The 14,024-nt window shown below is 71.1% G+C and carries 16 protein-coding genes; 12 read left to right on the top strand and 4 right to left on the bottom strand.

Going from position 1 to position 14,024, the window contains the following annotated elements; genetic code table 11:
• Window positions 1–77 precede the first annotated feature (77 nt).
• Genes G9Q37_RS03405 through G9Q37_RS03395 form a run of 3 tightly spaced genes read left to right on the top strand, consistent with a single transcriptional unit; the run spans window position 78 to window position 1,401 of the window.
• Window positions 78–572, top strand: coding sequence for a DUF2938 domain-containing protein (locus G9Q37_RS03405; RefSeq protein WP_166224581.1), 495 nt, complete (start codon window positions 78–80; stop codon window positions 570–572).
• Complete coding sequence (locus G9Q37_RS03400) at window positions 569–1,177, top strand: flavodoxin family protein (RefSeq protein WP_166224578.1); 609 nt, start codon at window positions 569–571, stop codon at window positions 1,175–1,177. The genes G9Q37_RS03405 and G9Q37_RS03400 overlap by 4 nt, the downstream gene beginning before the upstream one ends.
• Entirely contained in the window at window positions 1,174–1,401 is a 228-nt protein-coding gene (locus G9Q37_RS03395) for a DUF2798 domain-containing protein (protein WP_166224575.1), read from the top strand. Before G9Q37_RS03400 ends, G9Q37_RS03395 begins: the two co-directional genes overlap by 4 nt.
• Before the next feature lies 1 nt (window position 1,402).
• Here G9Q37_RS03395 and G9Q37_RS03390 read toward each other — a convergent pair whose 3' ends face one another.
• Both G9Q37_RS03390 and G9Q37_RS03385 read right to left on the bottom strand, forming a co-directional pair.
• Window positions 1,403–2,443 carry a TRAP transporter substrate-binding protein gene (locus G9Q37_RS03390; protein ID WP_166224572.1) on the bottom strand — a complete coding sequence of 347 codons (1,041 nt, stop codon included), beginning with the start codon at window positions 2,441–2,443 and terminating at the stop codon, window positions 1,403–1,405.
• A 186-nt stretch (window positions 2,444–2,629) separates the two neighbouring features.
• A complete protein-coding gene (locus tag G9Q37_RS03385; protein WP_166224569.1) occupies window positions 2,630–3,493 on the bottom strand; it encodes an amidohydrolase family protein in 864 nt (287 codons plus the stop codon).
• A gap of 103 nt (window positions 3,494–3,596) precedes the next feature.
• On the opposite strand from G9Q37_RS03385, the gene G9Q37_RS03380 reads away from it, so the two are divergent.
• The 7 genes from G9Q37_RS03380 to G9Q37_RS03350 all read left to right on the top strand — a co-directional run bounded on the left by G9Q37_RS03380 (window position 3,597) and on the right by G9Q37_RS03350 (window position 10,360).
• Entirely contained in the window at window positions 3,597–4,385 is a 789-nt protein-coding gene (locus G9Q37_RS03380; RefSeq protein WP_420810305.1) for a crotonase/enoyl-CoA hydratase family protein, read from the top strand.
• Complete coding sequence (locus G9Q37_RS03375; RefSeq protein ID WP_166224566.1) at window positions 4,382–6,316, top strand: feruloyl-CoA synthase; 1,935 nt, start codon at window positions 4,382–4,384, stop codon at window positions 6,314–6,316. Before G9Q37_RS03380 ends, G9Q37_RS03375 begins: the two co-directional genes overlap by 4 nt.
• Window positions 6,317–6,327: 11 nt before the next feature.
• Complete coding sequence (locus tag G9Q37_RS03370; protein ID WP_166224563.1) at window positions 6,328–7,092, top strand: SDR family NAD(P)-dependent oxidoreductase; 765 nt, start codon at window positions 6,328–6,330, stop codon at window positions 7,090–7,092.
• A gap of 46 nt (window positions 7,093–7,138) precedes the next feature.
• Window positions 7,139–8,878: a tannase/feruloyl esterase family alpha/beta hydrolase gene (locus G9Q37_RS03365; protein ID WP_166224560.1), complete on the top strand. Its 1,740-nt coding sequence runs from the start codon at window positions 7,139–7,141 to the stop codon at window positions 8,876–8,878.
• 8 nt (window positions 8,879–8,886) lie between these two features.
• On the top strand, window positions 8,887–9,306 hold the full coding sequence (locus tag G9Q37_RS03360) for an acyl-CoA thioesterase (RefSeq protein ID WP_166224558.1): 420 nt from the start codon (window positions 8,887–8,889) through the stop codon (window positions 9,304–9,306).
• Between the two features lie 7 nt (window positions 9,307–9,313).
• Window positions 9,314–9,871, top strand: a complete 558-nt coding sequence (locus tag G9Q37_RS03355; RefSeq protein ID WP_166224555.1) for a MarR family winged helix-turn-helix transcriptional regulator — start codon at window positions 9,314–9,316, stop codon at window positions 9,869–9,871.
• A gap of 138 nt (window positions 9,872–10,009) precedes the next feature.
• Window positions 10,010–10,360: a winged helix-turn-helix transcriptional regulator gene (locus G9Q37_RS03350; protein ID WP_166224552.1), complete on the top strand. Its 351-nt coding sequence runs from the start codon at window positions 10,010–10,012 to the stop codon at window positions 10,358–10,360.
• A 34-nt stretch (window positions 10,361–10,394) separates the two neighbouring features.
• On the opposite strand, the gene G9Q37_RS03345 is transcribed toward G9Q37_RS03350, so the two are convergent.
• Complete coding sequence (locus tag G9Q37_RS03345; RefSeq protein WP_166224550.1) at window positions 10,395–11,288, bottom strand: LysR family transcriptional regulator; 894 nt, start codon at window positions 11,286–11,288, stop codon at window positions 10,395–10,397.
• Between the two features lie 96 nt (window positions 11,289–11,384).
• Between G9Q37_RS03345 and G9Q37_RS03340 the strand changes: the two genes are divergently transcribed.
• Window positions 11,385–12,386, top strand: coding sequence for a bile acid:sodium symporter family protein (locus G9Q37_RS03340; protein WP_166224547.1), 1,002 nt, complete (start codon window positions 11,385–11,387; stop codon window positions 12,384–12,386).
• A 10-nt stretch (window positions 12,387–12,396) separates the two neighbouring features.
• Here G9Q37_RS03340 and G9Q37_RS03335 read toward each other — a convergent pair whose 3' ends face one another.
• Window positions 12,397–13,248: a fumarylacetoacetate hydrolase family protein gene (locus G9Q37_RS03335; RefSeq protein ID WP_166224544.1), complete on the bottom strand. Its 852-nt coding sequence runs from the start codon at window positions 13,246–13,248 to the stop codon at window positions 12,397–12,399.
• A gap of 175 nt (window positions 13,249–13,423) precedes the next feature.
• Here G9Q37_RS03335 and grpE point away from each other — a divergent pair, with 175 nt between their 5' ends.
• Complete coding sequence (gene grpE / locus G9Q37_RS03330; protein WP_166224541.1) at window positions 13,424–13,987, top strand: nucleotide exchange factor GrpE; 564 nt, start codon at window positions 13,424–13,426, stop codon at window positions 13,985–13,987.
• Window positions 13,988–14,024 lie beyond the last annotated feature (37 nt).

The raw sequence follows: 14,024 nt of genomic DNA, 5'->3' as shown, positions 1-14,024 counted from the left end.
GGGGGCTTGACTTGAAGTTGACTTCAACTTCTACAGTAACCGTCAAGCCTTTTCACCGTCAACCCCGGAGGTACACCATGCCCCTGCTTTCCGACCCCGGCCGGATCGTGCTCATCGGCCTCGGCGCCACCGCCGCCATGGACGCCTGGCTGCTGCTGCTCACGCGCTTCGGCCAGCCGTTCGCGGGCTTCGGCCTGATCGGCCGTTGGGTGGGCCACATGCGCCACGGCCGCTTTGCCCACCCCGCCATCGCACGCGCAGCGCCGGTACCCGGCGAACAGGCGCTCGGCTGGCTCACCCACTACACGGTGGGCGTGGCCTATGCGGTGCTGCTGGTGCTGTGGCAAGGCGATGGCTGGCTGCAGCGGCCGTCGTGGCCGCCGGCACTGGCCTTCGGCCTGCTCACGGTCGCCGCGCCGTTCCTGCTGATGCAGCCTGCCATGGGCGCCGGCATCGCGGCCTCGAAAACCCCTCAGCCTGGCGCCAACCGCCTGCGCAGCCTGGCCAACCACACCGTCTTCGGCGCCGGTCTTTTCTTCAGCGCCGCCCTCCTCGAAAGGATCTGCCCATGAACACCCTCGCCATCGTTTTTCACAGCGCCCACGGGCACACCGAACACATCGCGCGCCAGGTCGCGGCCGGCGCCACCGCCACCGGCGCTGTGATCGTCGATCTGCTCGACGTGGACACGCTCACCCGCGAGCCCCGACGGCTCACCGCCTACGACGGCATCGTGATGGGCTCGCCCACCTACCTGGGCGGCGTGTCGGGGCCGTTCAAGACCTTCATGGACGCCACGGGCCGCCTGTGGCGCGAGCAGGCGCTGCAGGGGCGGCTGGCCGCCGGCTTCACCGTGTCTTCGCTGCCCGCGGGCGACAAGCAGTCCACACTGCTGTCCATGTTCGTGTTCGCCATGCAGCACGGCATGTGGTGGGTGGGCAACCCCATCCTGCCCGAGCAGCACAGCGGCGTGCCCTACGAGGAAGCCGCCAACCGCCTTGGGTCGTGGTCGGGCCTCATGGCGCAGGCGGGGCATGCCTCGCCGGCCGACGCCTTTGCACCCGGCGATTTGAAAACCGCGCGTCTGTTCGGCGCCCATGTGGCGCACAGCCTTCAGCGGCTGGCACACTCGCGCCCCGTTCGCAATGCCACCACCAACCCGGAGATGTCCGCATGAAACTGCCCCAGCGATGGGCGCCCACCCTGTTCGGCTTCATCCTGTCGGGGCTGATGTCCCTGCTGGTCTCGGGCATCGCCACGGCACGCGCCACGGGTCTGGACGCGGCCTTCCCCGGCGCGTGGGCCAGCGCCTGGCTGTCCTCGTGGGCGGTGGCCTTCCCCGTGGCGCTGGTGGTGGCGCCGCTCACGCGGCGCCTGGTGACTCGCCTGACGGCGGGCTGAATCAGCCCGTGTGCTTGGCGATCAGCGCGCGCGCGTCGGCCACGAGTTTCGCGCCGTCGATGCCCTTGGCCTTCACTTCCTTGATCCAGTCGGCCTCGACCGCCGCGGCGGTGGACTTCCAGCGCTGGGTCTCGGCGGCGTTGAGCGTGACGATGCTGTTGCCCGCCTTCTGCGCCACCTCCAGGCCCGCCTTGTCGCCCTCGTCCATGGCACGGCCGAAGAAGGCCGCGGCCTCCACGCCCGAGTTCTTGTCGAGCACGGCCTTGAGGTCGGCGGGCAGCTTGTCGTAGCTGTTGCGGTTCATCACCAGCGCAAAGGTCTGGGTGAACAGGCCGGTGGGGCCGGCGAAGGTGGTGTGGTGCTTCACCAGATCGGCAATCTTGAGCGAGGGCGTCACCTCCCAGGGGATGGTGGTGGCGTCGAGCACGCCCTTGGTGAGCGCCTCGGTCACCGCCGGCACCGGCATGCCCACGGGCGTGGCGCCCAGCTTGAGCAGCATGTTGTTGATCACGCGCGAGCCGCCGCGCACCTTCTTGCCCTTGAGGCTGTCGAGGCCGCTGATGGGGAACTTGCTGTGGAACAGGCCCGGGCCGTGGGTGTGTGCGGCCAGCAGGTGCACCTGGCGGAACTCGTCGGCGGCGTGGGTCTGCACGAACTCGTGGAAGGCGCGCGAGGCCGGCTCGGCCTTGCCGCTCATGAAGGGCAGTTCGAACACCTCGGCCTTGTTGAAGCGGCCCGGCGTGTAGCCGAGCACGGTCCACACCATGTCGACCACGCCGTCGCGCGCCTGGTCGAACAGCTGCGGCGGCGAGCCGCCCATGGACATGGAATGGAACAGCTGCAGCTTGAGGCGGCCGCCCGATTCGGCTTCGAGCTTCTGGGCCCAGGGCACGATGGCGCGCGCGGGGATGGTCGCGCTCGGGGGCAGGAACTGGTGCAGGCGCAGCGTCACGGTTTGCTGGGCGAAGGCCTTGCCAGCAACGGCGCTGGCACCCAATGCAGCGGCGGCCGTGAGGGCACGGCGACGGCTCAGAGCGGTCATGGAGTCGATCCTGTCAGAAGAGAACGGAAGCGGCGCTCGCGGGGAGCGCGCCGGAGACATGTGCCACGTCAGGCACAAGTGCTGCGACTCTGCCGCGCCCGCGCCGCTTGCGCCACGGGCCGGGGGATCAAGCTGCTATGCCGTTATGGCATGAAACTTTCGGCCACCCCGCCGGGTGGCCGGGGTTCAGGCCAGGCCGAGCAGGCGCACGGCGTTGCCCTTGAGGATGCCGGGCATCACTTCGGGCTTGAAGCCGGCGACCTCGAAGTCCTTCATCCAGCGCTCGGGCGTGATCAGCGGGTAGTCGCTGCCGAACAGCACGCGGTCCTTCAGCAGCGTGTTGGCGTACTGCACGAGCTGCTTGGGGAAGTACTTGGGGCTCCAGCCGCTGAGGTCGATCCACACATTGGGCTTGTGCGTGGCCACCGAGAGCGCCTCGTCCTGCCACGGGAAGCTGGGGTGCGCCATCACGATCTGCATGTCGGGGAAGTCGATCGCCACGTCGTCGAGGTGCATGGGGTTGCTGTACTCGAGCCGCAGGCCGCCGCCGCAGCGCATGCCCGAGCCGATGCCGCTGTGGCCGGTGTGGAAGATGGCCGGCAGCTTGTGCGCGTTGATCACCTCGTAGATCGGCCAGGCCATCTTGTCGTAGGGGTGGTAGCCCTGCACCGTGGGGTGGAACTTGAAGCCTTTGACGCCTTCCTCCTTGATCAGCCGCTCGGCCTCGCGCGCACCCATCTTGCCCTTGTGCGGGTCGATGCTCGCGAAGGCGATCATCATGTCGCTGTTCTCGCGCGCGGCCTGCGCGATCTCTTCGTTCGGGATGCGGCGGCGCCCGAGCTTGCTCTCGCTGTCCACGGTGAACATCACCAGGCCGATCTTCTTCTCGCGGTAGTAGGCGATGGTCTCGGCGATGGTGGGCCGGCGGCTGTTGCCGAAGTACTTGTCGGCCGCGCGGTCGTACTCCTCGCCGTAGTTGTCGAAGGGGTTCCAGCAGCTCACTTCGGCGTGGGTGTGGATGTCGATGGCGACCAGGTTCTGATGGTCCACAGCAGTGCTCCTAGGGTAAACCCGGGGCCGATTTCGTCGGCCGCCGGATTGATTTGGTTATTCGTTATAACAATAATCGACCACCCCCACAAGGCAGCCAACCATGCCCATCCAGACCAACGACCTGACGATCGAATTGCGCGGTGACGAAGAGCAGATCGCGCTCATCACCCTGAACCGCCCGACCAAGCGCAACGCCCTCAACGACGGCCTGGTGCTGGCCATCCGCGACATTTTCCAGGGCATGCCGCACAGCGTGCGCGCCGCGGTCATCCACGGCAACGGCGACCACTTCTGCGCCGGCCTCGACCTGTCGGAGCTGAGCGAGCGCAACGCCGCCGCCGGCGTGCACCACTCGCGCATGTGGCACCACGCGCTCGACCAGGTCGAACGTGGTCCCGTGCCCGTGGTGGCCGCGCTGCACGGCGCGGTGGTGGGCGGCGGCCTCGAACTCGCGAGCGCCTGCCACATCCGCGTGGCCGACGCCTCGGCCTTCTTCGCGCTGCCCGAAGGCTCGCGCGGCATCTTCGTGGGCGGCGGCGGCTCGGTGCGCATTCCGCGCCTGATCGGCGCCGCGCGCATGGCCGACATGATGTTCACCGGCCGCGTGCTGGGCGCCGAAGAAGGCGAACGCGTGGGCCTGGCGCAGTACCTGGTGCCGCAGGGCACGGCGCTGGAGAAGGCGCTCGAACTCGCCACGCGCATCGCCAGCAACGCCCCGCTCACCAACTACGCGCTCATGCAGGCGCTGCCGCGCATCGCCGACCAGACCGCCGACCACGGCTTCTTCACCGAAGCCCTGATCTCGGCCATCGTGCAGGACGCGCCCGAGGCCAAGGCGCGCGTGCGCGAATTCCTCGAAGGCCGCGGGCCCAAGGTGAAAAAACAATGAGCGCCGCACGGCCGCCCGAAGGCGCTCGCGCCGCAGCGCGCAGCGCGCAGGCTCCATCCAGCGGGGCGCCGCGCTACCGCGCGCTCGCCTTCGGCATCACCGAGGCCGAGCTGCGCCACACCGCCGACGGCACGGCCTACCTCAAGGCCGTGCAGCCGCTGCAGCCCTACCCCGATCGCCTCACCGACCGCCTCGTGCACTGGGCGCAGGTGGCGCCCGATCGCACGTTCATGGCGCGCCGCGCGCGCATGGCCGACGGCAGCACCGGCGACTGGGTGCACCTGAGCTACGCGCAGGCGCTCGACGCCGCGCGCAGCATCGGCCAGGCCCTGCTCGACCGCGGCCTGAGCGCCGAGCGCCCGGTGCTGATCGCCAGCGAGAACGACCTCGAACACGCGCAGATCGCGCTCGGCTGCCTCTACGCCGGCATTCCCTGGGCCCCGGCCTCGCCCGCCTACTCGCTGGTGAGCCAGGACTACGACAAGCTGCGCCACCTGGTGAACACGCTCACGCCCGGCCTGGTCTACGCGGCCGACGCGCCGCGCTACGAGCGCGCCCTGCTCGCCACGCTCGGGCCCGAGGTCGAGATCGTCACCGGCAGCGGCAGCGTGCCCGGCCGCGCCACCACCAGCTTCGCGGCCCTGCGCGCCACGCGCCCCACGCCCGCGGTGGACGCCGCCATGCGCGCCACCGGGCCCGACACCATCACCAAGTTCCTGTTCACCTCGGGCTCGACCAAGCTGCCCAAGGCGGTCATCAACACCCAGCGCATGTGGTGCGCCAACCAGCAGCAGATGGCGCAGAGCATGCCGGTGCTGGCCGACCCCGACACGCCCCCGGTGCTGCTCGACTGGCTGCCCTGGAACCACACCTTCGGCGGCAACCACAACGTCGGCCTCACGCTGATGCACGGCGGCACGCTCTACATCGACGACGGCAAGCCCACGCCCGCGCTCATCGGCGAGACCCTGCGCAACCTGCGCGAGATCGCGCCCACCGTGTACTTCAACGTGCCCACGGGCTTCGAGGCGATCGCCAACGCCATGAAGACCGACGCGGTGCTGCGCAAGAACCTGCTGAGCCGCGTGCGCATGTTCTTCTACGCCGGCGCCGCGCTCGCGCAGCCGGTGTGGGACACGCTGCACGCGGTGCAGGAGCAGGAGGTCGGCGAGCGCATCGTGATGGGCACCGGCCTGGGCATGACCGAGTCGGGCCCCTTCGGCCTCTACATCACGCGGCCCGAGGTGAAGTCGGGCGACCTTGGCCTGCCCGCGGCGGGCCTGGAGCTCAAGCTCGTGCCCAGCGGCGACAAGACCGAGGTGCGCTACCGCGGCCCCAACATCACGCCCGGCTACTGGCGCAGCCCTGAAGCAACAGCCGAGGCCTTCGACGACGAAGGCTTCTTCTGCACCGGCGACGCCGTGGCCTGGATCGACCCCGCGCGCCCCAACCTGGGCCTGCGCTTCGACGGCCGCATCGCCGAAGACTTCAAGCTCGCCACCGGCACCTTCGTGAGCGTGGGCCCGCTGCGCGCGAAGATCATCGCGGCCGGCGCGCCCTTCGTGCAGGACGCGGTCATCACCGGCCTGAACGAGAAAGAAGTGGGCGCCATGCTGTTCACCACCGGCGCGGTGCGCACGCTCGCGCCCGGCCTGAGCGCCGACGCGCCGCTGGCCGAGGTGCTGGTGCAGCCGCCGGTGCTCGCGCACTTCCAGCGGGTGCTCAACGACCTGGCCGCGCAGGCCACCGGCAGCGCCAACCGCGTGGCGCGTCTGATCCTGCTCGCCGAGCCGCCCAGCATCGACAAGGGCGAGGTCACCGACAAAGGCTCGATCAACCAGCGCGCCGTGCTCAAGCACCGCGCCGAGCTCGTGGCCGCGCTGCATGCCGGCACCGCGCCGAACACCCTGCTTCCCCCTGCCAAGAACTGAAGGAGACACGCATGAAGATCGAAGGACAGGCCGCACTCGTCACCGGCGGCGGCTCCGGCCTCGGCGAGGCCACCGCGCGCGAACTCGCGCGCCTGGGCGCCAAGGTGGCCGTGCTCGACGTGAACCTCGAGGGCGCGCAGCGCGTGGCCGCCGACATCGGCGGCGTTGCATTCAAGTGCGACGTGACCGACACCGCCAGCGTGCAGGCCGCGATCGATGGCGCGGCCGCCGCGCACGGCCCCGCGCGCATGCTCATGAACATCGCGGGCATCGGCACCGCCAAGCGCGTGGTGCAGAAAGACGGCAGCGCCGCGCCGCTGGACGACTTCGCCAAGGTCATCACCGTCAACCTCGTGGGCACCTACAACGCGAGCCGCCTGTTCGCCGCGGCCTGCGCCAAACTCGACCCGCTCGAAGACGGCGAGCGCGGCGTGATGCTGTTCACCGCGAGCGTGGCGGCCTTCGACGGCCAGGTGGGCCAGCAGGCCTACAGCGCGTCCAAGGGCGGCCTGGTGGGCATGACGCTGCCCATGGCGCGCGACCTCGCGCAGCACGGCATCCGTGTCTGCACCATCGCGCCGGGCCTGTTCTCCACGCCGCTCATGCGCCAGTTGCCCGAGCCGGTGCAGGCTTCGCTGGCCGCGAGCATCCCCTTCCCGTCGCGCCTGGGCAAGCCCGAAGAGTTCGCCGCGCTGGCCGCGCACATCGTGACCAACACCCACCTCAACGGCGAGGTGATCCGGCTCGACGGCGCGCTGCGCATGGCGCCGCGCTGAAGACCGCCGCGCCCGAGCGACGACAAGAACCACCCGAGGAGACACCATGAACAAGCCCCTGCCCCTGGCCGGTGCGGCCGCCCTCGGTGTGGCGGCGCTGCTGGCGGCGTGCGCGAACGCGCCCGGCGGCGCGCCGAACGCCGTGGCCACGCCCGCGCGCCTGAGCCCCGCGACCGGCGCCACCTTGCAGCGCTGCGAGGCGCTGGCCGCGCAATTCCAGCACCCGGCCACGCGCATCGAATCGGCCGTGCCCGTGGCCGCGGGCGAGCTCAAGCTCGCCGGCCAGCCCGTGGCCGCGCATTGCCTGGTCAAGGGCCGCGTGAACGAGCGCAAGGGCCGCGACGGCCGCGACTACGCGATCGGCTTCGAGATGCGCCTGCCCCAGGCCTGGAACGGGCGCTTCTACCACCAGGGCAACGGCGGCCTGGACGGCGTGGTGCGCCCGGCCGAAGGCGCTCTCGGCGGCGGCCCGCTCACCGGCGCGCTGGTGCAGGGCTTCGCCGTCATCAGCTCGGACGCCGGCCACACCGGTGCGCAAACCCCCTACTTCGGCCTCGAGCCCCAGGCCCGGCTCGACTACGGTTACCAGGCGGTGGCCACGCTCACGCCCATGGCCAAGGCGCTGATCGCCAGCGCCTACGGCAAGGGCCCCGACCGCTCCTACATCGGCGGCTGCTCCAACGGCGGCCGCCACGCGCTGGTGGCCGCAAGCCGGCTGGGCGACCAGTACGACGGCTACCTGATCGGCGCGCCCGGCTACCGCCTGCCCAACGCCGCGCTCGCGCAGCTCTGGGGCGCGCAGCGCTGGCTGCCGCTGGCCACGCCGGGCGCCACGGTGAAGCACCCGCTCAACCCCAACGCCAGCATCCCCGATCTCGCCAGCGCGCTGACCGCGGCCGAGCGCGAGACCGTGGCGCGCGCCGTGCTGCAGCGCTGCGACGCGCTCGACGGCCTCACCGACGGCCTGGTGCAGGCCACGCAGGCCTGCCAGGCCACGTTCGACCCCGCACGCGATGTGCCCACCTGCAGCGGCGCGCGCGACGGCCGCTGCCTCACACCCGCGCAAAAGAGCGCGCTGGCCCAGGTGCACGCGGGCGGCCGCGCCGCCAACGGCCAGCCGATCTACAGCGCCTTCCCCTGGGACGCCGGCATCGCGGGCAGCAACTGGGCGACCTGGAAGTTCGTCAACGCGGTCGCGCTCGACCCGCTCTCGGTGGGTACGGTGTTCACCGCGCCGCCCGTGGGCCTGGTCGACCCGGCCAAGGCCGACATCGACGCGCTGCTCGCCGCCGTGGCGGCCACCGACGCCACCCACCGCGAATCGGGTCTGTCGCTCATGGGCCCGCCCGGCCACGAGAAGCCCGACAACCTGCTGCCGCTGCGCGCGCGCGGCGCCAAGGTGGTGCTGTACCACGGCGTGAGCGACGCGATCTTCTCGGCAGAAGACACGCGCCAGTGGCTCGAGCGCGTGAACGCCAGCCAGCAAGGCCGCGCCGCCGACTTCGCGCGCTACTTCCCCGTGCCCGGCATGAACCACTGCAGCGGCGGCCCGGCCACCGACCAGTTCGACCTGCTCGGCCCGCTGGTGCAATGGGTGGAACACGGCGTGCCGCCGCAGGCCGTGAAGGCCCAGGCGCGCGGCGCGGGCAACCCGGGCGGGGTGAACACCGAGCTGCCCGCGGCCTGGTCGGCGCAGCGCAGCCGCCCCTTGTGCGCGTATCCTGCCGTGGCCCGCTACAAGGGCCAGGGCAACCCTGAAGACGCTTCCAGTTTTTCCTGTCAGTGACCCCTTCGATGACCAAGACCGTTGTGTATGAAGTGGAGGTGATGTTCGGCGACTGCGATCCCGCCGGCATCGTCTTCTTCCCCAATTTCAGCAAGTGGATGGACGCCTCGTCCCTCAACTTCTTCGTGCAGTGCGGCGTGCCGCCGTGGCGCGAACTCGTCAAGACGCGCGGCATCATCGGCACGCCGCTGCTCGAGATCCACACCCAGTTCAAGAAGCCCGCCACCTACGGCGAGCGCCTGCAGGTGCACACCAGCGTGATCGAATGGGGCGCCAAGGTGTTCAAGCACCAGCACCGCGTGATGCGCGGCGACACCCTGCTGTGCGAAGGCACCGAGGTGCGCGCCTTCTGCGAACGCGACCCGGCCGATGCCTCGCGCATCCGCGCCATCCCCGTGCCCGAGGACATCAAGGCCCTGTGCGCCTGAGAGAGCCATGAGCGAACCCTCGATCGCCAACGCCCTGCGCCGCCCCCGTGGCGTGCGCAAGGCCGCGGCGCCCGATGCGGCCGCGGGCGCGGCCGGCGACGGCCTGCCCGACACCGGCCACCTCGAAACCCTGGTGGGCTACAACGCGCGGCGCGCGGCGCTCTCGGTCATCGGCATCTTCCTGCGCCGCATGGCGCCGTTCGAGCTGCGCCCGGTCGACTACTCGGTGCTCAGCGTGATCGCCCACAACCCGGGCGTCACCTCGCGCCAGATCTGCGCCGCGCTCGACATCCTGCCGCCCAACCTCGTGGGCATGGTCAAGGCGCTGCAGCGGCGCCGCCTCATCACGCGCCGCCCGCACCCGAGCGACCGGCGCGCCCAGGGCCTGCACCTCACGCCCACGGGCGAGCGCCTGTACCGCGAGGCCCAGGCCACGGCCAGCGCGCTCGAAGCCGAGGCCACCGCGGCGCTCACGGCCGACGAGGTGCAGACGCTGATCGCGCTGCTGCGCAAGGTGTACCGGCCCGGCACGGCGGCCACCGGAAACGGGGACGCGGCCGTCTGATCCGCCATCCGGTCAAACCCGGGTGGCCCGGCAGCCACATGCTGCACCGCACACAGCTACCAACTTGATAGCGACGGTGGGCATGCCTATAGTGAACCGGCCGACACCCGCTGCCCGGTTCGCGCGAGGAGACCGCCGATGAGCAAGGACACCGAAGCCCTGAGCCAGCTGTTCGATCTGCTGGAAGCGCGCTACGCCATGCGCGTGATCCACGCGCTGGCCGACGGACACCCCCAGACCTTTCGCCTGCTGCAAGACAGCGTGGGCGGGGTCACGCCCAACACGCTCAACACGCGGCTGAAGGAGCTGCGGGCCGCACACCTGCTCGACCACTGCGGCACGGGCTACAAGCTCACGCCGCACGGTGCCGAGCTCGCGCGCCGGCTCGGCGAGTTCAAGCCCTTTGCGGGCCGCTGGCAGCACCGCAACCAGGGCGCGCGCGCGGCCGCGCGGCCCGCGCCGCGCAGCGCCGCCCGCAGCACCGCCTGATCGCGCCGCGGGCTTCAAGCCCGCTCAGGCCCGCTCAAGCCCGCTCGGCCGCCACGCGCGCCACCAGCGCCCAGGCCACCTCGGCCAAGGGCGACAACACGCGCCGCGCGCGCCGCACCAGCACGATGTTGCGGTCGATGCGCGGCAGCAGCGGCCGCACCACCAGGCCCGGCAGGCCCCCGGGCGGCAACGCCAGCGTGGGCACCACCGACACGCCCAGGCCGGCGTCGAGCATGCGGAAGATGGTGGTCACGTGGCCCACCTCCTGCGCCAGCGGCGGCGCCACGCCCTGCTCGCGCAGCGCGTCGTCGATCAGGCGCCGGCTGCCCGAGGCGTGGTCGAGCAGCACCAGCGGCTCGCCGGCCAGCTCGGTCCAGCGCACCGAGCGCTTGCGCGCCAGCCGGTGCGTGGGCGGCGCGACGAAGCAGAACGGCTCGCTGAGGACGGGCTCGGCGTGCAGCGCGCTGTTCGGGCCCGGGTCGATCACCACGCCGAAGTCGACCTCGCCCGCGAGCACGCTGGCCAGCGCGTCGTGCTGCATGCGGTCGAGCAGCACCAGCGCCAGACCCGGGTGTTCGCGCTGGCAGCGCGCGATGCACTCGGGCAGCAGGTTGGCCGACAGCGTGGGGCTGCTCGCGATGCGCACCCGGCCCTGGCGCTGCGTGGCCAGGCCGCGCACGTCGAGCAGCACCGCGTCGAGGTCGTCGAGCACGCGCTCGAGCCGCGTGGCCAGGTTGCGGCCCGCCGCGGTCAGCAGCACCTCGCGCGTGGTGCGGTCCAGCAGCTTGAGGCCGAGCTGCTGTTCGAGCTCGGTCACGCAGCGGCTCACCGCGGGCTGGCTCAGGCCCACCTGCGCGCCGGCGCGCGTGAAGCTGCCGTGCGCCGCCACGGCCTGGAACACACGCAACTGGCGCAGGCTGATGTTCATGCGCTCGCATGATAAATGCATCCGATAAATTCATTTCTCTTTGGAGCAGGGCTGCGGTCCAATCGCGGCCATCGCCCCGACCCGCCGCCCACCGCCATGGCCCGCTCCCGCCTGCTGCCCGACAACTTCACCCTCTACCTGATCGCCACCGTCACGCTGGCCAGCCTGCTGCCTGCGCAGGGCGTCTTCGCCGACGCGCTCGCCATCGCCACCAAGGTCGCCGTGAGCCTGCTGTTCTTCCTGCACGGCGCCAAGCTCTCGCGCGAAGCGATCCTCGCGGGCATCGGCCACTGGCGGCTGCAGATCGCGGTGGTGGCCACCACCTTCGCGCTGTTCCCCGTGCTGGGCTGGGCGCTGTCGCCCGTGCTGCGGCCGCTGGTCACGCCCGACCTGTACACCGGCATCCTCTACCTGTGCGCGCTGCCGGCCACCGTGCAGTCGGCCATTGCCTTTGCCTCGATGGCGCGCGGCAACGTACCGGCCGCGGTCTGCAGCGCCTCGGCCTCCACGCTGCTGGGCGTGGTGCTCACGCCGCTGGTGCTGGGGCTGCTGCTGGCGCAGGACGCGGCCATGGGCGACCTGCTGGGCGCCATCGGCCGCATCGGCGTGCAGTTGCTGCTGCCCTTCATCGCCGGCCACCTGCTGCGGCCCTGGATCGGTGATTTCCTCAAGCGCCGCACCTCGGTGATGAAGGTGGTCGACCAGGGCTCGATCCTGCTGGTGGTCTACGCGGCCTTCAGCCACGCGGTGATCGACGGCCTGTGGTCGCAGCTGCCGCTGAGCGCCATGGCGGGCCTGCTCGTGGTCTGCGGCGTGCTGCTGGCGCTGGTGCTCTCGGTCACGGTGTGGGGCAGCCGCCGGCTCGGCTTCTCCAAGGAAGACGAGATCGCCATCGTCTTTTGCGGCTCGACCAAGAGCCTGATCACCGGCGTGCCCATGGCCAACGTGCTGTTCGCGGCCAACGTCGCGGGGGCCATCGTGCTGCCGCTGATGGTGTTCCACCAGATGCAGCTCATGGTGTGCGCGGTGCTGGCGCAGCGCTACGCGCGCCGCCCCGCGGACCCGGCCCTGACCGCGGCCGAAGCGGCCAAGGCCTGAGCCGCGGCGCTCAGCGCGCCGGGCTGTCCACCACCACCTGGCGCTGCTCGCCCAGGCCGCGGCCGCCCAGGGTCACCACGTCGCCCGGCTTCAGGTAGAGCGGCGGCTTGTGGCCCATGCCCACGCCGGGCGGCGTGCCGGTGGGGATCACGTCGCCCGGCTGCAGCACCATGAAGCGGCTCAGGTAGCTCACGATGTGGGCCACGCCGAAGATCATGGTGCGGGTGTTGCCGGTCTGGCGGCGCTGGCCGTTCACGTCGAGCCAGAGGTCCACGTCCTGCGGGTCGCCGAGCTCGTCGGGCGTGACCAGCCAGGGGCCGATCGGGCAGTGCGTGGGGTAGCTCTTGCCCTTGACCCACTGGCCTTCGTAGGCCATCTGGTACGCGCGCTCGGACACGTCGTTGACCAGGCAGAAACCGGCCACGTGGCGCAGCGCCTGGTCCTCGCTCACGTGGAAGGTGCGCTGGCCGATCACGATGCCGAGCTCGACCTCCCAGTCGAGCTGGGTCGCGCCGGGCGGCAGCCAGATGTCGTCGTGGGGGCCGCTGATGGCGCCGCTGTGCTTGTTGAACACGATGGGCTGGCCGGGCGCCTTCAGGCCGGCTTCGGCCGCGTGGTCGGCGTAGTTCAGGCCGATGGCGACCACGTTGCCCACCTGGCCCACGCAGGGTCCCAGGCGCGTGCCCGAGGGCACGGGCGGCAGGGTGAGCGGGTCGATCGCGGCCAGCCGGGCCATAGAATCCGGGCCCAGCGTGGCCGGCCCGAAGTCGGCCACCAGCCCTGAGAGGTCGCGCGGCGTGCCGCTGGCGTCGATCAGACCGGGTTGCTCGGCGCCGGGCCGGCCGTGGCGGATGAGTTTCATGGTGCAGGTGTCGGCGTTGGAAGTGACGAAGAAGGCCGGCCATTCTGCCGCGCCCGCGATCGGGCCCCTGTCACCCCCTTGAAATCCGCCGCACCGGCCCCAAATGCCCGACTTGTCGGGCAAACCGCCCCCCCCGAACCGCCCGTTTCCACGAACCCGAACCGCCTTCGCCACGATGAGCCAGACGCCCCCCACCGACCCTCAGAACCCCGCTGCCCAGGCCCCTGTGAGCCCCGAAGAGGCCGAAGCCGCCCAGGCGGCGAACGAGGCCGAGGCCCTGGCCGGCCTGCAGGCCGAACTGGCCACGCTCAAGGCCCAGAACGCCGATCTGGCCGACCAGTTCCTGCGCGCCAAGGCCGAGGCGGAGAACGCCCGCCGCCGCGCCGACGAGGAAGTGGCCAAGGCGCGCAAATTCGCGGTGGAGGGCTTTGCCGAGAGCCTGCTCGCCGTGGCCGACAGCCTCGAGGCCGGCCTCGCGGTGCAGGAAGCCACGCGCGAGCAGCTGCGCGAAGGCACCGAGGCCACGCTCAAGCAGCTCAAGAGCGCGCTCGAGCGCCACAAGGTGGTCGAGATCGCGCCGGCCGCGGCCAGCCGCTTCGACCCGCACCAGCACCAGGCCATCAGCATGGTGCCGGCCGACCAGGAGCCCAACACCGTGGTCACGGTGCTGCAGAAGGGCTACCTCATTGCCGAGCGCGTGCTGCGCCCGGCCCTGGTCACGGTGGCGGCGCCCAAATAAGCGGCCTTGAAATACCCACCAGTTATCCACATCTTCC

This window comes from Hydrogenophaga crocea (assembly GCF_011388215.1).
In the GTDB taxonomy this organism is placed as follows: domain Bacteria; phylum Pseudomonadota; class Gammaproteobacteria; order Burkholderiales; family Burkholderiaceae_C; genus Hydrogenophaga; species Hydrogenophaga crocea.
Note: the sequence above shows the minus strand (reverse complement) of the source record. Positions and strands in the feature narration are given on the sequence as shown.